The 23477-nt window shown below is 72.1% G+C and carries 21 protein-coding genes; 13 read left to right on the top strand and 8 right to left on the bottom strand.

What is annotated here, in order from left to right; genetic code table 11:
- Positions 1-98 precede the first annotated feature (98 nt).
- Positions 99-770, top strand: a complete 672-nt coding sequence (locus GKQ77_RS02745) for a class I SAM-dependent methyltransferase (RefSeq protein ID WP_219686958.1) — start codon at positions 99-101, stop codon at positions 768-770.
- A 42-nt stretch (positions 771-812) separates the two neighbouring features.
- Here the strand turns inward: GKQ77_RS02745 and GKQ77_RS02740 are convergent, their stop codons facing one another.
- From GKQ77_RS02740 to GKQ77_RS02730, 3 genes are all read right to left on the bottom strand, one after another.
- Positions 813-1175 (bottom strand): VOC family protein, encoded by a 363-nt coding sequence (locus GKQ77_RS02740; RefSeq protein ID WP_219686957.1) that lies wholly within the window; start codon positions 1173-1175, stop codon positions 813-815.
- Positions 1176-1304: 129 nt separating this feature from the next.
- The gene (locus tag GKQ77_RS02735; RefSeq protein ID WP_219686956.1) at positions 1305-1676 is read right to left on the bottom strand and encodes a fic family toxin-antitoxin system, toxin component; all 372 of its coding nucleotides are present in this window, start codon (positions 1674-1676) and stop codon (positions 1305-1307) included.
- A 4-nt stretch (positions 1677-1680) separates the two neighbouring features.
- Positions 1681-1980 carry an antitoxin gene (locus GKQ77_RS02730; RefSeq protein ID WP_219686955.1) on the bottom strand — a complete coding sequence of 100 codons (300 nt, stop codon included), beginning with the start codon at positions 1978-1980 and terminating at the stop codon, positions 1681-1683.
- A 165-nt stretch (positions 1981-2145) separates the two neighbouring features.
- On the opposite strand from GKQ77_RS02730, the gene GKQ77_RS02725 reads away from it, so the two are divergent.
- The 7 genes from GKQ77_RS02725 (at position 2146) to purB (ending at position 11010) form a co-directional block, all read left to right on the top strand.
- Positions 2146-3024, top strand: coding sequence for an ABC transporter ATP-binding protein (locus GKQ77_RS02725; protein WP_258020742.1), 879 nt, complete (start codon positions 2146-2148; stop codon positions 3022-3024).
- A 13-nt stretch (positions 3025-3037) separates the two neighbouring features.
- The gene (locus GKQ77_RS02720; protein ID WP_219686954.1) at positions 3038-5602 is read left to right on the top strand and encodes an ABC transporter permease; all 2565 of its coding nucleotides are present in this window, start codon (positions 3038-3040) and stop codon (positions 5600-5602) included.
- A 90-nt stretch (positions 5603-5692) separates the two neighbouring features.
- Positions 5693-6118 (top strand): GNAT family N-acetyltransferase, encoded by a 426-nt coding sequence (locus GKQ77_RS02715; protein WP_219686953.1) that lies wholly within the window; start codon positions 5693-5695, stop codon positions 6116-6118.
- A gap of 172 nt (positions 6119-6290) precedes the next feature.
- A complete protein-coding gene (locus GKQ77_RS02710; RefSeq protein ID WP_219686952.1) occupies positions 6291-7622 on the top strand; it encodes a hemolysin family protein in 1332 nt (443 codons plus the stop codon).
- Positions 7619-8632: a hemolysin family protein gene (locus GKQ77_RS02705; RefSeq protein ID WP_219686951.1), complete on the top strand. Its 1014-nt coding sequence runs from the start codon at positions 7619-7621 to the stop codon at positions 8630-8632. The genes GKQ77_RS02710 and GKQ77_RS02705 overlap by 4 nt, the downstream gene beginning before the upstream one ends.
- A gap of 78 nt (positions 8633-8710) precedes the next feature.
- On the top strand, positions 8711-9490 hold the full coding sequence (locus GKQ77_RS02700) for an SGNH/GDSL hydrolase family protein (protein WP_219686950.1): 780 nt from the start codon (positions 8711-8713) through the stop codon (positions 9488-9490).
- 77 nt (positions 9491-9567) lie between these two features.
- Positions 9568-11010, top strand: a complete 1443-nt coding sequence (gene purB, locus GKQ77_RS02695) for an adenylosuccinate lyase (RefSeq protein WP_219686949.1) — start codon at positions 9568-9570, stop codon at positions 11008-11010.
- An 83-nt stretch (positions 11011-11093) separates the two neighbouring features.
- Here the strand turns inward: purB and lysA are convergent, their stop codons facing one another.
- Together lysA and GKQ77_RS02685 are read right to left on the bottom strand one after the other, a co-directional pair.
- Positions 11094-12524: a diaminopimelate decarboxylase gene (gene lysA, locus GKQ77_RS02690; protein ID WP_219686948.1), complete on the bottom strand. Its 1431-nt coding sequence runs from the start codon at positions 12522-12524 to the stop codon at positions 11094-11096.
- Between the two features lie 26 nt (positions 12525-12550).
- Positions 12551-12970, bottom strand: coding sequence for an SAV_915 family protein (locus GKQ77_RS02685; protein WP_219686947.1), 420 nt, complete (start codon positions 12968-12970; stop codon positions 12551-12553).
- A gap of 292 nt (positions 12971-13262) precedes the next feature.
- Between GKQ77_RS02685 and GKQ77_RS02680 the strand changes: the two genes are divergently transcribed.
- Genes GKQ77_RS02680 through GKQ77_RS02665 form a run of 4 tightly spaced genes read left to right on the top strand, consistent with a single transcriptional unit; the run spans position 13263 to position 19462 of the window.
- Positions 13263-15110 carry a methylmalonyl-CoA mutase family protein gene (locus GKQ77_RS02680; protein WP_219686946.1) on the top strand — a complete coding sequence of 616 codons (1848 nt, stop codon included), beginning with the start codon at positions 13263-13265 and terminating at the stop codon, positions 15108-15110.
- On the top strand, positions 15110-17311 hold the full coding sequence (gene scpA / locus GKQ77_RS02675; RefSeq protein WP_219686945.1) for a methylmalonyl-CoA mutase: 2202 nt from the start codon (positions 15110-15112) through the stop codon (positions 17309-17311). The genes GKQ77_RS02680 and scpA overlap by 1 nt, the downstream gene beginning before the upstream one ends.
- An 18-nt stretch (positions 17312-17329) precedes the next feature.
- Positions 17330-18337, top strand: coding sequence for a methylmalonyl Co-A mutase-associated GTPase MeaB (gene meaB, locus GKQ77_RS02670; RefSeq protein ID WP_219686944.1), 1008 nt, complete (start codon positions 17330-17332; stop codon positions 18335-18337).
- A gap of 57 nt (positions 18338-18394) precedes the next feature.
- Complete coding sequence (locus tag GKQ77_RS02665; protein ID WP_219686961.1) at positions 18395-19462, top strand: enoyl-CoA hydratase/isomerase family protein; 1068 nt, start codon at positions 18395-18397, stop codon at positions 19460-19462.
- Here the strand turns inward: GKQ77_RS02665 and GKQ77_RS02660 are convergent.
- A complete protein-coding gene (locus GKQ77_RS02660) occupies positions 19459-19926 on the bottom strand; it encodes a hypothetical protein (RefSeq protein WP_219686943.1) in 468 nt (155 codons plus the stop codon). The two genes, GKQ77_RS02665 and GKQ77_RS02660, sit on opposite strands and share 4 nt — an antisense overlap.
- A gap of 278 nt (positions 19927-20204) precedes the next feature.
- Here GKQ77_RS02660 and GKQ77_RS02655 point away from each other — a divergent pair, with 278 nt between their 5' ends.
- Positions 20205-21362: an ROK family transcriptional regulator gene (locus GKQ77_RS02655; protein ID WP_219686942.1), complete on the top strand. Its 1158-nt coding sequence runs from the start codon at positions 20205-20207 to the stop codon at positions 21360-21362.
- 158 nt (positions 21363-21520) lie between these two features.
- On the opposite strand, the gene GKQ77_RS02650 is transcribed toward GKQ77_RS02655, so the two are convergent.
- Both GKQ77_RS02650 and GKQ77_RS02645 read right to left on the bottom strand, forming a co-directional pair.
- A complete protein-coding gene (locus GKQ77_RS02650) occupies positions 21521-22282 on the bottom strand; it encodes a GntR family transcriptional regulator (RefSeq protein WP_219686941.1) in 762 nt (253 codons plus the stop codon).
- A 306-nt stretch (positions 22283-22588) separates the two neighbouring features.
- A complete protein-coding gene (locus tag GKQ77_RS02645; RefSeq protein WP_219686940.1) occupies positions 22589-23476 on the bottom strand; it encodes an RNA polymerase sigma-70 factor in 888 nt (295 codons plus the stop codon).
- Position 23477: the final 1 nt, after the last annotated feature.

Below are 23477 nucleotides of genomic sequence, written 5' to 3'. Positions count from 1 at the left end.
GCGTACGCCCCGCGAGGGACCCGTCGCCGTGGGCGGGAGGGGAATGGGGCCCACCGGGGCACCATTGCGGTAACCGCTCGCCCCGCCGAGGAGGGCCCATGTCACCGCGCTCCGCCAGACCGGCGTCCCGGGACGCCGTGCACCACCCCGTCTTCGCCCGGTTCTACGCTCGCCAGAGCGTGGCCGTCGAGCCCGTGATCTCCGCCCACCGCGAGGAGCTGCTCGCCGGGCTCTCCGGCCGGATCATCGAGGTCGGAGCGGGCAACGGACTGAACTTCGCGCACTACCCGGGCGCGGTCTCCGAGGTCGTGGCGATCGAACCGGAGCGCGTCCTGCGGCGGCTCGCCGTCTCCGCGGCCCTGCGCGCCGACGTCCCCGTCGACGTGGTGCCGGGTGCCGCGGAGGCGCTGCCCGTCAAGAGCGAGGCGTTCGACGCGGCCGTCGCCTCGCTGGTGCTGTGCAGCGTGCGCGATGTGCGGCGGGCGCTCGGCGAGCTGCGCAGGGTGCTGCGACCCGGCGGTGAGCTGCGCTTCTTCGAGCACGGGCGGGCCCCGGGCGCCTTGATGGCCGCCACCCAGCGCGTCCTGGACCGCACGGTGTGGCCCCCGCTGTTCGGGGGTTGCCACGTCGCGCGGGACCCGCTGGCGGCGCTGCGCGAGGCGGGCTTCGAACTCGGCGCGTACCGCCGGGTCCTGGTGCCCGCGAAGGGGCCTCGCCTGCCCACCTCGTACTGCGTACTGGGCACGGCGCGCCGCCCGCGGGACTCGTGACGCCCGGGGCTCGGGTCGCGCCCCGGGCGCCCGTGCCCGGGGTCAGATCGGCTGGGTCAGGTTGAGCGCGTTGCCGTCCGGGTCCCTGACGTGTGCGACGCGCTGGCCCCAGGGCATGTCGTTCGGCTCCCCCAGCACCGTCCCGCCAAGCGGCTCGACCCGCTTGAGCACGTCGTCCACGGCGTCCACCCGCACGCTCAGAAGCACCCGCCCCGGTGTGCCGGTCACGGCCTCGGCGTTGGCGACGATGCCGAGTTCCGCGTCGCCGATCCGCAGGCCCACGAAGAAGACGTCGCCGTCCGGCGGATACCGCTCGGCCGGCTCGGCTCCGAGGAGGTCGCGGTAGAAGGAGTGGAGGCGGTCGACGTCCGGGGTGACGACGATCGGATGGATCGCGGCGGGCATGGGGTTCTCCTCCTGCTGACGGGCGTGACTGTCCTCTCTGACTGTTCTCGAGGTGACAACTCATCGCCCGGCCGTGGCCCAAAGTGCTCTAGTGCTCTAGGGCACAAGGGGCTCAAAGGGCTCGAGGGTTCAAAGGCTCCACTGGCGCAACCGCTCCGCGATCGCGTGCACGCTCGCGCCCTCCTCCTTCGCCAGGCGGGCCAGGTCACGCACCTGCTCGGGCGAGGTGACGACCTTCAGGCCGCTGGAGACGAGGTAGGCGTAGGCGACGGAGCAGGCGAAGAGCGCGTTCGAGCGTTCCAGCGCGGGGATGTGGAGCAGCAGTTGCAGGAGCGCCGCGGCCTTGTCGTGCGGCGTTTCGTAGACGGGCACGCCGAATATCTCCGCCTCGTGCCGGCTGAGGGCGGCGACGAGCGCGCCCCAGTCGGTGACCTGGGGGTCTCCGGGGGTCTTGTGTTCGGCGATCATCAGGAGCCAGGCAAGATCGATTCTGAGGTTCAACGGCTCAACGACGACCTTCACCGAGCGGCCGCGCGGCGTCCTGCACGGTGTGCACGAGGCGGGGGGCCTCGCGGACCGGGCGGCTTCCCTCGCGGTCCGTCCCGAACTCCTCGGCGAACACGCTCTCGTACTGCTTCATGAAGTCGGCGGCCGCCTCGACGAACGTATGCCCGACTTCGCCCGCGTCCTGTCTCACAAGTTCCTCTATGTAGCGGTTCACACTCATGCCTCGGGCCAGCGCGCGCTCCCGCGCGGCCCGGGCGGTGTCCTCGTCCACCCGCACGTTCAGCTGCGTCTTCGCCATGCCTTCAAGCTAGCGCCGGGGTGCTAGCGCGACAAGGGCCAGAAAGTCATGTCCCTTACATACGTCTACGGGGCCCGACTTCGGAGGGATACCGCAGCGCCGGTCCCCACCACTACTCTCGGCGCAGTCAAGGGAGTTGACACGGGCACAACCCAGGAGGCGGCCTTGTCCACACCTGCTTCGGCACCGTTCACCGGCCGCTCCGGAGCCGCCGGGACCGCCGCGCGCGCCCGCGGCCTGACCAAGGCGTACGGTTCGGGCGAGACGACCGTGCTCGCCCTCGACTCGGTCGACGTGGACATCGCGCGCGAGCGGTTCACGGCCGTCATGGGCCCTTCGGGTTCGGGGAAGTCCACGCTGATGCACTGCCTCGCCGGGCTCGACAACGTCTCGGCGGGCCAGGTGTGGCTCGGCGACACGGAGATCACCGGTCTCAAGGAGCGGGAGCTGACGCGGCTGCGGCGCGACCGCGTCGGCTTCATGTTCCAGTCGTTCAACCTCATCCCCACGCTCAGCGCGCGGGAGAACATGACGCTCCCGATGGACATCGCGGGGCAGCGGCCCGACGAGGCCTGGCTTGAACACGTGATCGACACGCTGGGGCTGCGGGACCGGTTGACGCACCGCCCCGCGCAGCTCTCCGGAGGGCAGCAGCAGCGGGTGGCCTGTGCGCGGGCGCTGGCGTCGAAGCCGGAGCTGATCTTCGCCGACGAGCCGACGGGCAACCTCGACTCGCGGGCCGGCCTCGAAGTCCTCGGCTTCCTGCGCGACGCGGTCGACCAGCTCGGCCAGACCGTCGTCATGGTGACCCACGACCCCGGCGCCGCCGCCCACTCCGACCTGGTCCTCTTCCTCGGTGACGGGCGGATCGTGGACGACATGGAGCGCCCGACGGCGGACGCGGTCCTCGAACGCATGAAGCGGTTCGACACCCTGCACGCGGTGGCGAGCGGCCCACCACCCGGCTCGCGGGGCGGCCACGACACCGCCCGCGGTGCGCACAGCGGGCAACCGCCCACCGACAGCGCGTCCGAGCAGAGCTGAGGCGGGGGCCACGGTGCTGAAGGCGACACTCAGGAGCTTCCTCGCGCACAAGGGCAGGCTCGTCCTGTCCGCCCTCGCCGTCATCCTCTCGGTCGCGTTCGTCGCGGGCAGCCTGATCTTCTCGGACACGGTGACCCGCACCTTCGACCGCCTGTTCGCCTCCACCTCGGCCGATGTGCTGGTCGCGCCGGAGGAGGACCTCGACGAGTCGGTGCCCTCCGGGCGGACGCCGACCCTGCCCGAGAGCCTCAAGGAGAAGGTGGCGCGGGTCGAGGGTGTCGCGGACGCCCATGTCGACGCCTCCGTCGAGAACGTCACCGTCGTCGACCGCGACAACGAATCGGTGGGGCCCACGACCGGCGCGCCGACCATCGCCACCAACTGGTACGTCACCGACCGCAGCCCCGTGGAGCTCACCTCGGGCCACGCCCCGCGCGGCGCGGGGCAGGCGATGCTCGACGCGGACACGGCCGACGCGAAGAACGTGGAGATCGGCGACACCCTCACCGTCCTCGCCCGCCCCGGCTCGTTCAAGGTGGAGATCGTCGGCATCGCCACCTTCACCACCACGAACCCCGGCGCCGCCCTCGTCTTCCTGGACACCCCGACCGCCCAGCGCAAGCTCCTCGGCTCGGCGGACGTGGCGTCGAGCATCTCGGTGACCGCGGAGAAGGGCGTGGACGACGGCGTGCTGAAGCGCCGGATCGCCGCCGCAGTGGGCGGTGGCTACGACCTGCAGACCGCCGATGAACAGGCCGAGTCCGCCGCGTCCTCGCTCGGCGGCTTCCTGGACGTCATCAAGTACGTGATGCTCGGCTTCGCCGGTGTCGCCGTGCTCGTGGGCATCTTCCTGATCGTCAACACGTTCTCGATGCTGGTCGCGCAGCGCACCCGCGAGCTGGGCCTGCTGCGCGCGCTCGGCGCCGACCGCAGGCAGGTGCGCCGCTCGGTGCTGATCGAGGCGCTGCTGCTCGGTCTGGTCGGCTCGACGCTGGGGCTCGCCGCCGGCATAGGGCTCGCCCTCGGCCTCATCGCGCTGATGGGCACGTTCGGGATGAACCTCAAGTCGACGGAGATGGTCGTCACCTGGGTGACCCCCCTCTCCTCGTACGTCGTCGGGGTCGGCGTCACCTTCGTCGCGGCGTACCTCCCCGCGCGCCGGGCCGCGCACGTCTCGCCCATGGCGGCGCTCGCGGACGCGGAGATCGCCGGGGTGGGGCGGCCGCTCAAGGTGCGGGCGGTGGCGGGGTCCGTCGTCGCGGTGGCCGGGGCGGCCGCGCTGGTGGGCTGCGCGGTCGCCGACGAGACCTCGTCGGCGGCCTCCCTGCTCGGGCTCGGCATCGTCCTCACCCTCGTCGCCACCGTCATCGCGGGGCCGCTCCTGGTGCGCCCGGTGATCCGGGTGCTCGGCGGCGCGTTCCCCGCGCTCTTCGGCTCGGTCGGCCGGATGAGCCAGCGCAACGCGCTGCGCAACCCGCGCCGCACGGGCGCGACGGCGGCCGCGCTGATGGTGGGGCTCGCGCTGGTCGGTGGCCTCTCGGTGGCGAGCGCGTCGATGACCAAGTCGTTCGATCGGCAGATCGACGAGACGCTGGGCGCCGACTTCGTCGTGCAGAACAGCAACTTCACGCCGTTCTCCCCGGAGATCACCGGGAAGGTCGAGGAGACCGAGGGCGCGGGCCTCGTCGTACGCCAGCGCTTCAGCCCCCTGAAGGTGGCGCTGCCCGACGGCGAGAAGGTGGAGACGACCGCGGCGGGGTACGACACGCGGCTCGACGAGGTCGCCAACGTCAAGTTCGCCGAGGGCGGTTCGCGTGCCGCGCTCGCGCCGGGGCGCATCGGCATGGACAAGGAGTTCGCGGCCGAGCACGAGGTGCGCGTCGGTGACGTGCTGCCGGTGACGTTCCCCGGTGGGCGTACGGCGAAGCTGACGGTGGGGGCGTTCACCGACCAGGCCTCGCCCGAGGGGTTCGCCCTCGAGGGCGGGCTCTTCCTCGGGCTCGACACGGTCGAGAAGTACGTGCCGGACGGGCAGGACTCGGCCGTGTACGTCAACGCGGCCCCCGGCACGGACGCGGACGCCCTGCGCGCCCGCCTGGAGAAGACGCTCGATCCGTATCCGCAGGTGCAGGTGCGCGACCAGGCCGACTACAAGGAGCTGATCCGCCAGCAGATCGCCGTGATGCTCTACCTCGTCTACGCGCTGCTGGGGCTCGCGATCGTCATCGCGGTGCTCGGGGTGGTCAACACCCTGGCGCTGTCGGTCGTGGAGCGCACCCGGGAGATCGGACTGCTGCGCGCCATCGGTCTCGGGCGGCGCCAGCTGCGCAGGATGATCCGCCTGGAGTCGGTGGTGATCGCGGTGTTCGGGGCGGTGCTGGGGCTTGCGCTCGGTCTGGTCTGGGGTGTCGCCGTGCAGCAGGTGCTCGCGCTCCAGGGCATGAAGGACCTGGCGTTCCCGTGGGCGACGATCGTCGCGGTGGTGATCGGCTCGGTGGTCGTGGGCCTGGCCGCGGCGCTGCTGCCCGCGCTGCGCGCGTCCCGGATGAACGTGCTGGAGGCCATCGCGCACGAGTGACGGGCCGGGTCCGCCGGTCGGTGGACCCCGCCCTGTCCGCATCCTGGAAAGCGTCTGCGGCACGGCCCGGGCCGGTGATGAGATGGATCCATGGACGATCTCCGGATTCGGGCCGCCGTGCCCAAGGACCTGGACGCGGTGCTCGCCTTCTGGAAGGTGGCCGCCGAGGGCACGAGCATCAGCGACGACAGCACGGGAGTGGAGCGCCTGGTCTCCCGCGACCCCGAGGCGCTGATCCTCGCCGAGCGCGGCGGGGAGCTGGCGGGCACGGTCATCGCGGGCTTCGACGGCTGGCGCTGCCACCTGTACCGCCTCGCCGTCCACCCCGAGCACCGGCGCCGGGGTGTGGGGTCGGCGCTGCTGGCCGCCGCGGAGGAGCGCTTCGTACGCCTGGGCGGGCGGCGCGGCGACGCGATGGTCCTGGACCGCAATGACCTCGCCCACCACACCTGGCGCGCGGCGGGCTACGCCCCCGAACCGCAGTGGAGCCGCTGGGTGAAGCACCTCACGGAGTGAGTCCGGACCTTGCTCCAGGGGAGTTCCGGAGTGGTTTTGCTGATCCTTTACCATGGACGCACCACTCGTATCCGACTGAAAGGTGTGAGCGTCCGCCCATGGGCGAGCCTCCTAGTACCCGACATCGCGCATTCCTCCCGCCCCTGCCCGATCATGGGACGGAGGTGACCCGATGACCGAAGTGCTCCTGCTCCTCGTGGCGGTGCTGCTCTGCGTGATGTGCGGTGTCTTCGTCGCGGCGGAGTTCTCCCTCACCACGGTCGAGCGCAGCGAGCTGGAACGGGCGGCCGAGCGCGGCGAGCGCGGCGCCGCCGGCGCCCTCAAGGCCGTCAAGAACCTCACCTTCCAGCTCTCCGGCGCCCAGCTCGGCATCACCGTCACCAACCTCGTGGTCGGCATGCTCTCCGAGCCCTCGATCGCCAAGCTGATCGCGGGCCCGCTGCGCGACGTCGGCCTGCCCCGCTCGGCGGCGTCCTCGGTGGCCCTGGTCATCGGTACGGCGCTCTCGACGGTCTTCTTGATGGTCATCGGCGAGCTGGTCCCTAAGAACTGGGCGATCTCCTCCCCTCTCACCATCGCCAAGCGGGTGGCGACGCCGCAGCGGCTGTTCAGCGCCGCGTTCCGGCCGTTCATCGCCCATCTGAACAACACGGCGAACCGTTCGGTGCGCCGCTTCGGCATCGAGCCCACCGAGGAGCTGGCCTCCGCGCGCGGCCCCAAGGAACTCATCGCCCTGGCCCGGCACTCCGCCAAGGAGGGCGCGCTGGAGGCGGACACCGCCGAGCTGTTCGTGCGCACGCTGAACCTCGCCGACCTCAGCGCGGAGAACGTGATGACGCCGCGCGTCCAGGTGATGGCCCTCGACGCCCACGCGACCTGCGAGGACGTGGCGAACGCGACGCGCGCCACGGGGCTTTCCCGCTTCCCCGTCTACCGCGGCAATCTCGACTCGGTGGTCGGCGTCGCCCACATCAAGGACGTACTCGCCGTACCGGCCGAGCGCCGCGCACGCGTGCCCGTCGCCGAACTGATGCGGGAACCCCTGCTCGTCCCGGAGTCGCTGACCGTCGACCGGCTCCTTGACCGGCTCTCGGGCAAGCGCACGATGGCCGTGGTCATCGACGAGTACGGCGGCACGGCCGGGGTCGCCACCCTGGAGGACATCGTCGAGGAGGTCGTCGGCGAGGTGCGGGACGAGCACGACCCGCACGAGACGCCCGACATCGCCCACGCGGGCGCCGACGACGACGGCAGGGCGCTCTACTCCGCCGACGGCGCTGCCCGTACCGACCAGCTCGAGCGGGTCGGCCTGCGCGCCCCCGACGGGCCCTACGAGACGCTTGCCGGACTCGTCGCCACCGAACTCGGCCGCATCCCGGCCGTCGGCGACAGCGTCGAGGTCGGCGGCTGGCGGCTCGACGTGACGGACGCCGCCGGGCGGCGCGCCGCGCGCGTCCTGCTGCATGCCCCGTTGACCCCGGACAAGGCGGAGGACGCCCGATGATCGCCATCCAGTTGCTGATCGGTTTCGCGACGCTCGTCGTCAACGGCTTCTTCGTGGGCGCCGAGTTCGCCCTCATCTCCGTACGCCGCAGCCAGATCGAACCCCACGCCGACGAGGGCGACCGGCGCGCCGAGAGCGTGCTGTGGGGTCTCAAGCACGTGTCCGCGCTGATGGCGGCCGCGCAGCTGGGCATCACGCTGTGCACGCTCATCCTCGGTGTCGTCGCGGAGCCCGCGATCGCGCATCTCCTGGAGCCCGCGTTCGACGGGGTCGGGGTGCCGCACGGTCTGGTGCACCCCATCTCCTTCGTCATCGCGCTGACCCTCGCGACGTATCTGCACATGCTGCTCGGCGAGATGATCCCCAAGAACATCGCGCTCGCCGAGCCGGTGCGCACCGCGCTGCTGCTCGGTCCGCCGCTGGTGGCGCTGGCGCGGGCGCTGCGCCCGGTGATCTTCGCGGTCAACGCGTTCGCCAACGGTCTGCTGAAGCTGCTGCGGGTCGAGGCGAAGGACGAGGTCTCGGCGAGCTTCTCCGACGACGACCTGGCCCGCATGGTCAAGGACTCCGGTGACGCGGGCCTGATCGACGACCGCGCGCAGGAGCGGCTGCACGACGCGCTCGAACTGGGCCGCCGTCCGGTCAGGGACGTGGTCCTGCCGCTGGAGGACGTGGTCTACGCGCGCGTGGGCGTCACTCCGGAGCAGTTGGAAAGCCTCTCCGCCGAGTCGGGGTTCTCCCGCTTCCCGGTCGTCGACGAGGGCCGTCGCATCGTCGGCTATCTGCACGTCAAGGACGCCCTGGACCGGGCGCCGCGCGATCTGCCGTTCCGGGTGCCGGACATGCGGAAGATCGCCCAGGTGCGCGAGACGACACCGCTCGACGACGTGCTGACCGCGATGCGGGGCAGCCGTACGCACGTGGCGGCGGTGCTCGGCTCCGACGGCAGGCTCGCGGGCATGGTCACCATGGAGGACGTGCTGCGCGAGCTGTTCGGGCAGCGGGTGTGAGGTAACCCGCCGGGGCCCGGGCATGGCGGTGGTGGTGCCCGGTGACCTGACCCTCCGGCGGGATACCATCGCTTCGCCATGGAGATGAATGCCAACTACACCAGTCTTGTCGCGCTCGGCGACTCCTTCACCGAGGGCATGTCGGATCTGCTGCCCGACGGCACCTACCGCGGCTGGGCCGACCTCCTGGCCGCGCGGATGGCGGCGCACACGCCCGGCTTCCGCTACGCGAACCTCGCGGTGCGCGGCAAGCTCATCGGGCAGATCGTCGCCGAACAGGTGGACGTGGCGGCCGCGATGCAGGCCGACGTGGTCACCCTGGTGGGCGGGCTCAACGACACCTTGCGGCCCAAGTGCGACATGCAGCGCGTACGCGACCTCCTCGAAGAGGCCGTGGAACGCCTCGCCCCCTCCTGCAAACAGCTCGTCCTGATGCGCAGCCCGGGGCGGAACGGCCCCGTGATGGAGCGGTTCCGTCCGCGCATGGAGGAGCTTTTCGTCCACATAGACGACCTGGCCTCCCGGCACGGCGCGCTGGTCGTGGATCTCTACGGCGCGTCCGTCCTCGGGGACCAGCGCATGTGGGACGTGGACCGGCTGCACCTCACGGCCGAGGGGCACCGCAGGGTGGCCGAGGCCGTGTGGCAGGCGCTCGGCCACGCGCCGGAGGAGGACTGGCAGACCCCGCTCTCCGAGTCCGCGCCCCTCAGGTGGGCCGCCCGCCGCGTCGCCGACGCCCGGTTCGCCCGCCAGCACCTGGTGCCGTGGATCGGGCGCCGCCTGACCGGCCGCTCCTCCGGTGACGGCCGCCCGCCCAAGCGGCCCGAACTGCTGCCCTACGACGGCCCGCTCCCCTAGGACATGCCCCTCTCGTAGCTTCCGACGAACAGGGCCGTGGCGCTGGCCTGCATGAACGCCCAGTAGAATCCGTTTACGTGACTGCCGCGCCTGCAAAGCCCCGTATCCCGAACGTCCTCGCAGGACGTTATGCCTCCGCCGAGCTCGCCACCCTCTGGTCGCCCGAGCAGAAGGTGAAGCTGGAGCGTCAGCTCTGGCTCGCCGTGCTGCGCGCGCAGAAGGACCTCGGGATCGAGGTCCCGGACGCCGCCATCGCCGACTACGAGCGCGTCCTCGACCAGGTCGACCTGGCCTCCATCGCCGAGCGCGAGAAGGTCACGCGCCACGACGTGAAGGCCCGTATCGAGGAGTTCAACGCCCTCGCCGGGCACGAGCACGTACACAAGGGCATGACCTCGCGCGACCTCACCGAGAACGTCGAGCAGCTGCAGATCAGGCTCTCCCTGGAGCTGATCCGCTCCCGTACCGTCGCGGTCCTCGCCCGGCTCGGCAAGCTCGCCGGTGAGTACGCCGAGCTGGTCATGGCGGGCCGCTCACACAACGTGGCCGCGCAGGCGACGACGCTCGGCAAGCGCTTCGCGACCGGCGCCGACGAACTCCTCGTCGCCTACCGCCGCCTCGACGACCTCCTCGGCCGCTATCCGCTGCGCGGCATCAAGGGCCCGGTCGGCACCGCCCAGGACATGCTCGACCTGCTCGGCGGCGACGCGGACAAGCTCACCGAGCTGGAGGACCGGATCGCCGGGCACCTCGGCTTCGACCGCGCGTTCACCTCGGTCGGCCAGGTCTACCCGCGCTCCCTCGACTACGAGGTCGTCACCGCGCTGGTGCAGGTCGCCTCCGCGCCGTCCTCGCTCGCCAGGACGATCCGGCTGATGGCCGGGCACGAGCTGGTCACCGAGGGCTTCAAGCCGGGCCAGGTCGGCTCGTCCGCGATGCCGCACAAGATGAACACCCGCTCCTGCGAGCGCGTCAACGGCCTCACCGTCATCCTGCGCGGCTACGCCTCGATGACCGGAGAGCTGGCGGGCGACCAGTGGAACGAGGGCGACGTCTCCTGCTCGGTCGTGCGCCGGGTCGCGCTGCCCGACGCGTTCTTCGCGCTCGACGGCCTCCTGGAGACCTTCCTGACCGTGCTCGACGAGTTCGGCGCCTTCCCGGCGGTCGTCGCGCGCGAGCTGGACCGCTACCTCCCCTTCCTCGCCACCACCAAGGTCCTGATGGCCTCGGTGCGCGCGGGCGTCGGCCGTGAGGAGGCCCACGAGGCGATCAAGGAGAACGCGGTCGCCTCCGCGCTCGCCATGCGCGAGCAGGGCGCCGAGCGCAACGAACTGCTCGACAAGCTCGCGGCGGACTCCCGCATCCCGCTCGACCGCGCGCAGCTCGACGAGCTGATGGCCGACAAGCTCTCCTTCACGGGGGCGGCGAGCGCCCAGGTCGCCACGGTCGTCGCGCAGATCGAGGCGCTTCTCAAGGAGCACCCGGAGGCCGCGGCGTACACGCCGGGCGCCATTCTCTGAGGCTCGTGTCGCACGCCGCGGCCCCGGGGCATGGCGCCCCGGGGCCGCGGCGTTCTCCGTAGAGCTACAGCCCCGCGTCAGGGCTACAGGCCCACGTCCCTGCTGCGGAAGTCCTCAAGGGACTCGCGGCGCACCAGCAGCCTGGCGTGTCCGTCGGCCACCGCGACGACGGGCGGCCGGCCCACGAGGTTGTACCCGGACGCCATCGACAGGTGGTACGCCCCGGCCACCGGCACGGCGAGCAGGTCACCCGGGCGTACGTCGCCGGGGAGCGGCACGTCCGAGGCGAGGACGTCGCCCGCCTCGCAGTGCCTGCCCACCACCGTCATCGGCTCGGGCGCGGTGGTGGAGCGCCGGCCGACGAGGCGCGGCGCGTACCGCACCCCGTACAGGGCCGGCCGCGGGTTGTCGCTCATGCCGCCGTCCACCGCGACGAAGATCCGCTCGCCGGTCCGCTTGACCGCGAGGATCCGGTAGAGCGCCACCCCGGCGGGACCGGCGATCGCCCGGCCGGGCTCCACGATGAGCCGCGGCACGGGCAGGCCCGCCGCCGCGCAGCTCTCGGCCAGTTCGGCACGGACCTTGGGGGCGAGCGAGGCGATGTCGAGGGCGTCCTCGCCGGGGCGGTACGCGATGCCGTGCCCGCCGCCGAGGTCCAGTTCCGGGAGGGTGACCCCGTGCTGGTCCTTGATCCGTGCCATGAGCCCGACCAGGCGGCGCACCGCGCACAGGAAGGGCTTCTCCGCGGTGATCTGTGAGCCCAGGTGGCAGTGCAGGCCCACCAGGTCGAGGGTGGGCTGGCCCAGGATGCGGGTGATGGCGTGCTGTGCCGAGCCGTCCGTGAGGGAGAGGCCGAACTTCTGGTCGTCCGTGCCCGTACGGATCTTGGCGTGGGCGCCCGCCGCGATGCCCGGCACCACCCGGACCATCACCTTCTGGCGGCTGCCCGGCGGCACGGCAGCGGCCAGGCGCGCGATCTCCGACGCGCTGTCGATGACGATGCGGCCGACGCCGAGCCGGAGCGCGGCCCGCAGATCGTCGGGGCTCTTGGCGTTGCCGTGCAGCACGATGCGCTCGGCGGGGAAGCCCGTGGTGACGGCCAGCTCCAGCTCCCCGGCCGAGCAGACGTCGAGGCCAAGGCCCTCCTCGTCGATCCAGTGCGCCATCGCCCGGCACAGGAACGCCTTGGCGGCGTAGAGGACCTCGGCGTCCTTGAAGGCGTGCAGGTAGCCGCGGCAGCGGGCGCGTACGTCACCTTCGTCGAGGAGGTAGGCGGGGGTGCCGAAGCGCTCGGCGACCTCGGTGAGCGGCACACCGCCGACGGCGAGGTCACCGTGGGCGAGCGGCGTGGTGGACCCGGGCCAGACGGACAGGGCCCCGTCGCGCGGGGTGCCGGTACCGGGGCTGGTGCTGGTGTCGGCCCCGTCGCGCGGGGTGCCGGTGCCGGTCTCGTAGGCCGGGGACGGCGTACGGGCGGCGGGCGCCGGGAACGGGGGTACGTGCAGAGTGGTCATGGCAGCTTTCTCTCTTCGCCTCGTCCTCAGCCGGTCCACGGGGTCGGCGCGCCCACGAGGGCGGCCGTGCCGGTCGCGCGCGGTGCGCCAGGTGTCTGCGGGGCCCGGTCGCGCCGGACGTCGGCCCGCCGCTCGCCGGGCCGGACGGGCGCGTGGCCCACGGGGTGGGCGGCGAGCCGGGGGTCGACGGTGATGCCGCTGACGCCGAGCGGCACGGCAAGGGCACGCAGTGCCGGTTCCGAGAGCCTGATCCACGGCTGCCCGGCGCCGAGGGCCGCGCTCAGGCGGCCCCGGCTGGTGAAGGCGACGGCGGTGCGCTCGCCGACGGGTGTGCGGAACAGGCGGGCCACGCAGCCCGCGGGTCCCGGCCGGACGGGGACGAACAGCTGCCCGGCCGGGCCGGGTTCACAGGGTTCGGGGTCCTCGCCGCAACGAAGCTCTGCCATGGGGGGGTTCCTCCGGTTGGGGAGTGGGAGAGAGAAGGTGGCGCCTATGGAGACGTTATGCCCGGCACGCAGTGCCAACCGAGCCTCGGTGACGCGACGTTGACGCGTCGCCGTCTCTCCCTGACGCGATTCTGGCGCGCCTTCCGCCTACGCCGTCTACCGGTGCGTGCCCTTCCTGAGCCCGGGGCACGCCTAGCCGTCCACCCGTTCGAGATCAAGAGCGGCAAGAAGAGGGCAAGGTCACAGGCCCTGATGACACCGTGTGCCAGGGGTTGCGCCCTAGCATCAGGGCATGACGGTCCTGCCTGACGACGGGCTTTCCCTGGCCGCCGAGTTCCCTGATGCGACCCATGAGCAGTGGCACCGCCTGGTGGAAGGCGTGCTGCGCAAGTCGGGTAAGGACGTATCGGGCACGGCCGCCGAGGAAGCACTGTCCACCGCTCTCGAGGACGGGCTCACCACCCGCCCCCTGTACACCGCGCGCGACGCCGCGCCCGCTGTCGGCCACCCCGGCTTCGCCCCCTTCGTACGGGGCGGCACTCCCGGCGGCAGCGCCGCCGCGGGCTGGGACGTACGGCAGCGGCACGCGAGCGCCGATCCCGCCCGTGCGAACGAAGCCGTCCTCGGTGACCTGGAGAACGGCGTCACCTCGCTGTGGCTGGGCGTGGGCGCGAACGGCGTACCGGTGTCCGGTCTCGCGCGGACGCTGGACGGTGTCTATCTGGACCTCGCCCCGATCGCGCTCGACGCGGGCGCCGAATTCGGTCCCGCGGCGGGCGCGTTGCTCCGTCTGTACGAGACCGCGGGCGTCCCCAAGGAGTCCGCGCGCGGCACGCTCGGCGCGGACGTGCTCGGCCACGAGGCCCGGTCCGGCGAGGCGTTGGACCCGGCGGAGGCCGTCGAGCTCGCCCGGCTGTGCGACCGGGAGTATCCGGGGCTGCGGGCCCTCGCCGTGGACGCGCTGCCGTACCACGAGGCGGGCGGCTCTGCCGCGCAGGAACTCGGCGCCTCCCTCGCCACGGGCGTCGCCTATCTGCGGGAGCTGACCTCGGCGGGCCTGACGGTCGAAGGGGCCTGCGCGCAGCTGGAGTTTCGCTACGCGGCGACCGCCGACCAGTTCCTGACCATCGCCAAACTCCGTGCGGCACGCCGCCTTTGGGCGCGTGTGGCCGAGGTATGCGGGGCGCCCGGCGCGGGCGCGCAGCGGCAGCACGCCGTCACGTCGCCGGTGATGATGACCCGCCGCGACCCGTGGGTGAACATGCTGCGCACGACGGTGGCGTGTCTCGGCGCGGGTGTCGGCGGTGCCGACGCCGTCACCGTACTTCCGTTCGACCACTCGCTGGGTCTGCCGGACGCGTTCGCACGCCGCATCGCCCGCAACACCTCCACGATCCTGATCGAGGAGTCCCACCTGGCCCGGGTGATCGACCCGGCGGGCGGCTCGTGGTACGTGGAGCGGCTCACCGACGAACTCGCCCACGCGGGCTGGGAGTTCTTCCAGGAGATCGAGCGGGCCGGCGGCCAGGCCGCCGCCCTGCGCTCGGGGATGGTCGGCGAACGGCTCGCCGCCACCTGGGCCGAGCGCAGCACGAAGCTCGCCCGGCGCCGCGAACCGATCACCGGTGTCAGCGAGTTCCCCCATCTGGCGGAGCGCCCCGTGGAACGCGAGGCCGCACCGGCCGTGCCCGCCGGAGGGCTGCCCCGGGTGCGCCGCGACGAGGCGTACGAAGAGCTGCGTGCCCGCTCGGACGCGCACCTGGCGTCGACCGGCGCCCGCCCCAAGGTCTTCCTCGCCGCGCTCGGCCCCGCCGCCGCGCACACGGCGCGTGCCACCTTCGCCGCGAACCTCTTCCAGGCGGGCGGCATCGAGGCCGTGCACGAACCGGCCACCGTGGACGCGGCGACGGCCGCCGACGCCTTCAAGGCGAGCGGCGCCCCGGTGGCGTGCCTGTGCTCCAGCGACGCCCTCTACGCCGAGCAGGCCGAGGCGGTCGCCCGGGCGCTCAAGGAGGCGGGCGCGGAGCAGGTGTTCCTCGCGGGCCGCGGCGAGTACGACGGCGTCGACTCCTCTGTCTTCGCCGGTTGCGACGCCGTTGCCGTGCTCTCCTCCACCCTCGACCGTATGGGAGTGGCGTAATGCGCATCCCCGATTTCTCCTCCGTCGATCTCGGTCCCGGCGCGGCAGCGGAGGGCTCGCACGAGCAGTGGCGCACCGCGGTGAAGGAGTCCACGGGCAGGTCCGAGAGCGACCTGCTGTGGGAGACGCCCGAGGGCATCGCGGTCAAGCCGCTGTACACGGGCGCCGACCTGGAGGGCCTGGACTTCCTGGACACCTATCCCGGTGTCGCCCCGTATCTGCGCGGGCCCTATCCGACGATGTACGTGAACCAGCCCTGGACGATCCGGCAGTACGCGGGTTTCTCCACCGCCGAGGAGTCCAACGCCTTCTACCGGCGTAATCTCGCGGCCGGTCAGAAGGGCCTCTCGGTCGCCTTCGACCTGCCGACGCACCGCGGTTACGACAGCGACCATCCGCGCGTCACCGGCGATGTCGGCATGGCGGGCGTGGCGATCGACTCCATCTATGACATGCGTCAGCTCTTCGACGGCATTCCGCTGGACAAGATGACGGTGTCGATGACGATGAACGGCGCAGTGCTGCCCGTACTCGCGCTGTACATCGTGGCGGCCGAGGAACAGGGCGTGCCGCCGGAGAAGTTGGCCGGGACCATTCAGAACGACATTCTCAAAGAGTTCATGGTCCGCAACACCTACATCTATCCGCCGAAGCCCTCGATGCGGATCATCTCCGACATCTTCGCGTACACCTCGCAGAAGATGCCGCGCTACAACTCCATCTCCATTTCCGGCTATCACATCCAGGAGGCGGGGGCCACCGCCGACCTGGAGCTGGCGTACACGCTGGCCGACGGTGTGGAGTATCTGCGGGCCGGGCAGGAGGCGGGTCTGGACGTCGACGCGTTCGCGCCCCGGCTGTCGTTCTTCTGGGCGATCGGCATGAACTTCTTCATGGAGGTCGCCAAGCTCCGCGCGGCGCGCCTGCTGTGGGCGAAGCTGGTCAAGCAGTTCGATCCGAAGAACGCCAAGTCGCTCTCCCTGCGCACCCATTCGCAGACCTCGGGCTGGTCGCTGACCGCGCAGGACGTGTTCAACAACGTCACGCGTACGTGCGTCGAGGCGATGGCCGCGACGCAGGGCCACACCCAGTCCCTGCACACGAACGCCCTCGACGAGGCGCTCGCCCTGCCGACCGACTTCTCCGCCCGTATCGCCCGCAACACCCAGCTGCTCATCCAGCAGGAGTCGGGGACGACGCGCACGATCGACCCGTGGGGCGGCAGCGCGTACGTCGAGAAGCTGACGTACGACCTGGCTCGCCGTGCCTGGCAGCACATCGAGGAGGTCGAGGCGGCGGGCGGCATGGCGCAGGCCATCGACGCCGGCATCCCCAAGCTGCGCGTGGAGGAGGCCGCCGCGCGCACGCAGGCCCGCATCGACTCGGGCCGGCAGCCCGTCATCGGCGTCAACAAGTACCGGGTCGACACCGACGAGCACATCGACGTGCGGGCCGTCGACAACTCCTCGGTGCGCGCCCAGCAGATCGACAAGCTGCGGCGCCTGCGCGAGGAGCGCGACGACGCGGCCTGCCAGGACGCGCTGCGCGCGCTCACCGCGGCGGCCGAGCGCGGCGCGGGCCAGGGCCTCGAGGGCAATCTGCTCGCGCTCGCGGTCGACGCGGCACGCGCGAAGGCGACGGTCGGTGAGATCTCCGACGCGTTGGAGAGCGTGTACGGGCGGCACGCGGGCCAGATCCGTACGATCTCCGGTGTGTACCGCACCGAAGCAGGCCAGTCCCCGTCCGTGGAGCGCACGCGCGCGCTGGTGGACAAGTTCGACGAGGCCGAGGGGCGCCGCCCGCGCATCCTGGTCGCCAAGATGGGCCAGGACGGGCACGACCGGGGCCAGAAGGTGATCGCGAGCGCCTTCGCCGACCTGGGCTTCGACGTGGACGTCGGCCCGCTCTTCCAGACCCCCGCGGAGGTCGCCCGCCAGGCTGTCGAGGCGGACGTGCACATCGTGGGCGTCTCCTCGCTCGCCGCCGGGCACCTGACCCTCGTACCGGCGCTGCGCGAGGAGCTGGCCGCGGAGGGCCGCGAGGACATCATGATCGTCGTGGGCGGGGTGATTCCGCCGCAGGACGTCGAGGCGCTGCACGAGGCGGGCGCCACGGCCGTCTTCCCGCCGGGCACGGTGATCCCGGACGCGGCCTACGACCTGGTGAACCGGCTGGCGGCCGATCTCGGCCACGACCTGTGAGCCGGTGAGCGCCGACTCATGGCTGTGACGATCGACATCGACACGTATGTGAAGGGTGTTCTCGACGGGAAGCGCGCGTATGTCGCGCGCGCCATCACCCTCGTCGAGTCCACCCGGCCGCAGCACCGCGCCCTGGCGCAGCAGTTGCTGACCGAGCTGCTTCCGCACAGCGGGCGGGCGCGGCGGGTCGGCATCAGCGGGGTGCCGGGCGTGGGCAAGTCCACGTTCATCGACGCGCTCGGCACGATGCTCACCTCCCTCGGCCACCGGGTCGCCGTCCTCGCCGTCGACCCGTCGTCGACGCGCACGGGCGGCTCCATCCTGGGCGACAAGACCCGCATGGAGCGGCTTTCGCTGGATCCGGCCGCGTTCGTACGGCCGTCTCCGTCCGCCGGGACGCTCGGCGGGGTCGCCAAGGCGACCCGGGAGTCGATCGTGGTGATGGAGGCGGCGGGGTACGACGTGGTGCTCGTGGAGACCGTGGGCGTCGGGCAGTCGGAGACGACGGTCGCGAACATGGTCGACACGTTCCTCCTGCTGACCCTCGCCCGCACGGGCGACCAGCTCCAGGGCATCAAGAAGGGCGTCCTGGAGCTGGCGGACGTGATCGCCGTGAACAAGGCGGACGGCCCGCACGAGCGGGACGCCCGCTCGGCCGCGCGCGAACTGGCGGGCGCGCTGCGCCTGATGCATCCCGCCGACGCCGCGTGGACCCCTCCGGTGCTCACCTGCAGCGCCCGGGAGTCCAGCGGTCTCGACACGCTCTGGGAGCGGATCGAGCAGCACCGCACGCTCCTCGACTCCACCGGCCGTCTCGCGGCCAAGCGCCGCGACCAGCAGGTCGACTGGACATGGGCGATGGTGCGGGACGAACTGCTCGGCCGGCTCCTCGGCCATGCGGACGTCCAGCGTGTGGCGCCGGAGCTGGAACAGCGTGTGCGGGAGGGTACGTTGACGGCCACCTCGGCCGCCGAGCGGATCCTGGACGCGTTCCAGGGCAGCGGCCCCCACGCGCCCCCGGCCTGACCCGGGGGTTACGGTCTCCTTCGCACCGCGCCTCAAGTGAACAGAGCCACCCGCACCATGAACGCCTCCCCCGACGACGCTCCCGTCCTGCTCCGCCGCGAGGGCCGCGCCGGGCACCTCGTCCTGAACCGGCCGCGTGCCCTCAACGCCCTGAACCACGCCATGGTCCGGATGCTGGGCGACGCCCTGAGCGCCTGGCAGGACGACGAGTCGGTGACGACGGTCGTCCTCACGGGCGCCGGGGAGCGCGGGCTGTGCGCGGGCGGCGACATCCGCTCCATCCACGACGACGTCAGGGCGGGCGGCGGGGCCGCGTCGGCCGCGTTCTGGTACGACGAGTACCGCCTCAACGCCCGCATCGCCCGCTTCCCGAAGCCGTACGTCGCCGTCATGGACGGCATCGTGATGGGCGGCGGCGTGGGCCTGTCGGCGCACGGCGGCGTGCGGGTGGTCACCGAACGCTCCCGGGTCGCGATGCCGGAGACCGGCATCGGCTTCGTGCCCGATGTGGGCGGCACCTATCTGCTGACGCGCGCCCCGGGCCTGCTCGGCACGCACCTCGCGCTGACCGGCACCGCGGTGGGTGCGGGCGACGCGCTGCTGTGCGGCCTCGCCGACCACTACGTGCCCTCGGAGCGCCTGGCGGAGTTCACCTCGGCCCTCGCCGACACGGAGGCCTCCGACGCCGTACGGCGGTACGCGCGTCCGGCACCCGAGGGGGAACTCGCCGCGCACCGCGAGTGGATCGACCACTGCTACGCCGCCGACACCGTCGAGGAGATCGTGGACCGGCTGCACGCCTGCGGCGACCGGCGCGCGAAGGAGACGGCCGAGACGATCCTGACGAAGTCCCCGACCTCCCTGAAGGTCACGCTCGCCGCGCTGCGCCGGGCGCGTGAACTGCCGTCCCTGGAGGCCGTGCTCGACCAGGAGTACCGCGTGTCGTGTGCCGCGCTCGGCTCGCCGGACCTTGTCGAGGGGATCAGGGCGCAGGTCGTCGACAAGGACCGCAGGCCGCGCTGGTCGCCCGCCGCGCTTGAGCAGGTGACGCAGGCGGATGTGGACCGCTTCTTCGAGGGTGACGGCCTTTTCGAGGGTGACGGTCCGGTTCCGTCCGCGACTTAGGGCGGGTCGATCGCGGTGACCAGGGCGAGGAGTTGGAAGGGCAGCCCCTTGTCCCACTGGGCGACGCCGAGGGCTATCCAGCGGCCGTCCACGTGCCACAGGTGCAGGTCCGGCACGGACGCGCTGAGCTGGGCCCACGGCTCCGGTATCTCCTCGGCCTCCTCCTCGTCCCCCTCCCCCAGCGCCGCGTCCATGGTGCGCTCGAAGAGGCTTGCCAGGCTGAACCTCTGGGGCGGCCCCCAGCGCTCGGTGAGAAGGACGGTCAGGCCGTCGCGCTCGGCCTCGTACTGCTCCTCGGTGAGGTGCCAGAGCGTGCCGTCGTCCTCCCAGAAGGTGTCGCTCGTCAGTAACTCGGCGATGTGGTACCCGGGACCCTCGGAGCCGCACTCCGACCTGCCGTGCTCGGCGGGGAACTCCCGCGAGCGCAGCAGGTCGATCACGGCGAGATGCTGTGCGGTACTCATGACATCCAGTAAAGCGGGCACCACTGACAACGGGTCATGCGCCGTGGACACAGCGCGAGTCGGGCGGCGGCCCGGCGAGTTCCGCAAGCGGCGTGATCTACGCTGGCCGGATACCGGTCACCGTGACCGGCCACAGCCGGGCGGACCCGCTCGGCGATCCGGTCCCGTCTCGCCCGGATGACGGCTGTACGCAGGGTGAATGCGGGCCCGGACCTCGCCGCTGCCCCGTCCTACGAGTACGATCCGGCCATCACGCGCACGAGCTGGGAGGAAGGACGTTGGGGCAGCTGACCGGCGGGGACCCCTCTCTGTTGCGGCGGATCAACTCCGCGGTGGTGCTGCACGCGCTGCGCGCCACGGACTTGGCGACCCTCACGGAGATCACCCGAGTGACCGGGCTCTCCCGGCCCACCGTCGAGGGGGTCGTCGAGGGGCTCATCGAGGCCGGGCTCGTGGTGGAGTCCGCGCCCGAGGACACCGGCGCCCGGCGCCAGGGACGGCCCGCCCGGAAGTTCCGCTTCCGGGCGGAGGCAGGACATCTGCTGGGCCTTGAGGTCGGGCCGCACCGGGTGGCGGCCGTCCTCTCGGACCTGGACGGCACGGTCCTCGGTACGGCGTCCAAGGACGTCGGCGAGGAGGCCCCGGCGGACGAACGGCTCGAACGCCTGCGCACCACGGTCGCCGACCTGCTGCGCCGCGCGGGGGTGGCCCGCAGCTCGCTGCGCGCGGTCGGGGTGGGCAGCCCGGGCATCCTGGAGGCGGACGGCACGGTACGGCTGAGCACGGCGCTGCCCGAGTGGACGGGGCTCCAGCTGGGCGAGCGGCTGCGCCGCTCCTTCAAGTGCCCGGTGCTCGTGGAGAACGACGCCAACGCGGCGGCCGTGGCCGAGCACTGGAAGGGCGCGGCGACCGACACCGACGACGTGGTCTTCGTCCTCGCGGGGCTGAGCCCGGGTGCCGGGTCGCTGATCGGTGGGCGGCTGCACCGCGGCTACGGCGGCGCGGCGGGCGAGATCGGGGCGCTGCACCTGCTGGGCCGTGAGGTCACTCCGGAGACGCTGCTCTCCACCACGGGCGAGCCGCTGCACCCCCTGGACGAGCAGGCGGTCGCCGAGGTCTTCGCACACGCGCGGGAGGGCGACGAGCGGGCGCGGGCGGCGGTGGACCGTTTCATCCAGCGTCTGGTGCACGATGTGGCGGCCCTGGTGCTCGCCCTCGATCCCGAGCTGGTCGTCGTGGGCGGCTGGGCGGCGGGCCTCGACGGCGTACTGGAACCGCTCCACCGGGAGCTGGCGCGCTACTGCCTGCGGCCGCCCCGCGTCGCGCTCTCGGTGCTCGGCGAGGCGGCGGTGGCGACGGGAGCGCTGCGGCTGGCGCTCGACCACGTCGAGGAGCAGCTGTTCGCCGTGGAGGGCACGGTCACCGCCCGTCGGTGAGGGGCGCGGCGCGGGAGTGCGCGGCGGGCGGTGGGCTTGAGGGCGTCGCGGACAGCAACGCGCCCGGCACGTCGTGGGCCGGGCGCGGTCGCGTGTCTGTCCCGGAAAGGCTCCGCACGGAGGAAAAACTCCGCACGGGCGGCTTCCGGAGGAGGGCGTCAGGAAGCGTGCCGCTCCGGACCGTGGTGGATCTCCACGCCGCCGGAGTCGCCGAAGGTGAGCCGGCAGGTGTCCGCGCGGTAGGTCGCCACGGAGACCGCGGCCGTGTGGCCCTCGGCGAAGAAGCGGGTCGTCACGACCAGCACCGGGGCTCCCGGGAGCCGGTCCAGCGCCTTGGCGTCGTCCGCGCGGGCCGAGCCCAGCTCGACGGCCCTGTCCTGCCCCTCCAAATCGAGCCGCGCCAGCTCGCGCAGGACCACACGCGCGCGTGCGGCACCCGAGGGGGCGTCCATGCCGGTCAGTTCGGCGACGGACGACATCGGGACGTACAGCAGTTCGGTGGCGACGGGCTGGCCCTGCGAGACGCGGGTGCGGCGCACGGTGTGGACCTGGTCGTCGGAGTGGATCCCCAGGATGCGGGCGACGCCCACGGGCGGAAGCGCCGGTGCGCAGTCCGCGGGCTGCCAGGCATCGCCGACCGCGCCCGGCCACGTGCCGTGCGCGGAGCCGACGGCCACGCCCATCCGCGGCGGGGCCACGGTCGTGCCGACGCCGCGGCGGCGCTGCAGCCGGCCTTCCAGTTCGAGCTGCTCGAGTGCTTGGCGCAGGGTGGCGCGGGCGACGCCGAAGCGGGCGGCCAGTTCGCGCTCGTTGGGCAGGATCTCCCCGACGGCGAACTCGGAGTCGAGCGCCTCACTGAGCACGGTCTTCAGATGCCAGTACTTCGGCTCCGGCACCGTTTCGAGCTGCGTGGTCCCCACCCTGTCCTCCGCAATCGCCGTTCACCGGCGGCTTTTTAGCGCCCTTGTTTATTAAAGGTTCCTGCACTATCCCTGCGACCATAGGCCTGCACCCACCCTTGGTCAAGACCAATCCTCGATCCGTTACAGCCCGCACAGGAGTGATGCCACAGAGCATTCACGCGGTGTTCGCACGCGGCCAAGCAGGCGTAATCGGCCACGCGCGCGTGAAGGCGCGCCGAAATTCCGCAGAAAGAAACCCCCACCGGCCGGTGGGGGTTTCTTTCTGCGGAATTGTGCGGTTTCAGCCGTCTTTTCGTCGCGGCTCTACCGCGCGAGCGCGACGAGCTTGTCCGGATTACGGATGACGTAGATGCTCTGGATGCGGCCGTCGACGACATCGACCTGGAAGACACTGTCGATCTTGCCGTCCACGAGGATGAGCAGGGACTCCGCGCCGTTGAGTTCGGCGAAGCGGAATTCCATCTCGGCCCCGGCGGCGCCCTTGCCCGCGGCGCCGTGCAGGAAGCGGCCCACCTTGTCGGCGGTCTCGATGACGCGCAGCGGGGCCTTGGCCTTGCCGCCGCTGTCGCCGACCAGGCGGACGTCCGGGGCGAGCAGCGACATCAGTCCGGCGAGGTCACCGCCGGTCGCCGCCGCGAGGAACCGCTCGGTCAGATCGCGGCGCTCGGCCGGGTCCACCTCGTAGCGGGGGCGGCCCGCCTCGACGTGCTTGCGGGCCCGCCCGGCGAGCTGGCGCACCGCGGCCTCGCTGCGGTCCAGCGTCTGCGCGATCTCGGCGAACGGGAACCCGAACGCCTCCCGCAGCACGAAGACCGCGCGCTCCAGGGGCGACAGGGATTCCAGGACGACGAGGACCGCCAGGGAGACGGAGTCGGCGAGCACGGCACGCTCGGCGGTGTCGGGGACGGTGGGGCCGTAGTCGGTGACGTAGGGCTCGGGGAGCCACGGACCGACGTACGCCTCGCGCCGGGACTGCACATGGCGCAGCCGGTCGATGGCGAGACGGGTGGTGACGCGCACCAAGTAGGCGCGGGGTTCGCGCACTTGGCCGTGGTCGGCGGCGGACCAGCGGAGCCAGGCTTCCTGGACGACGTCCTCCGCGTCGGCCACCCGGCCGAGCATGCGGTAGGCGACGCCCATCAGGACGGGGCGGTGCTCTTCGAAGAGGTCGGTCACGCTGTCGGTAGCCACC

The organism is Streptomyces anatolicus, assembly GCF_019400875.1.
Taxonomy (GTDB): Bacteria; Actinomycetota; Actinomycetes; order Streptomycetales; family Streptomycetaceae; genus Streptomyces; species Streptomyces anatolicus.
This window is presented reverse-complemented; position numbering and strand designations above follow the sequence as displayed.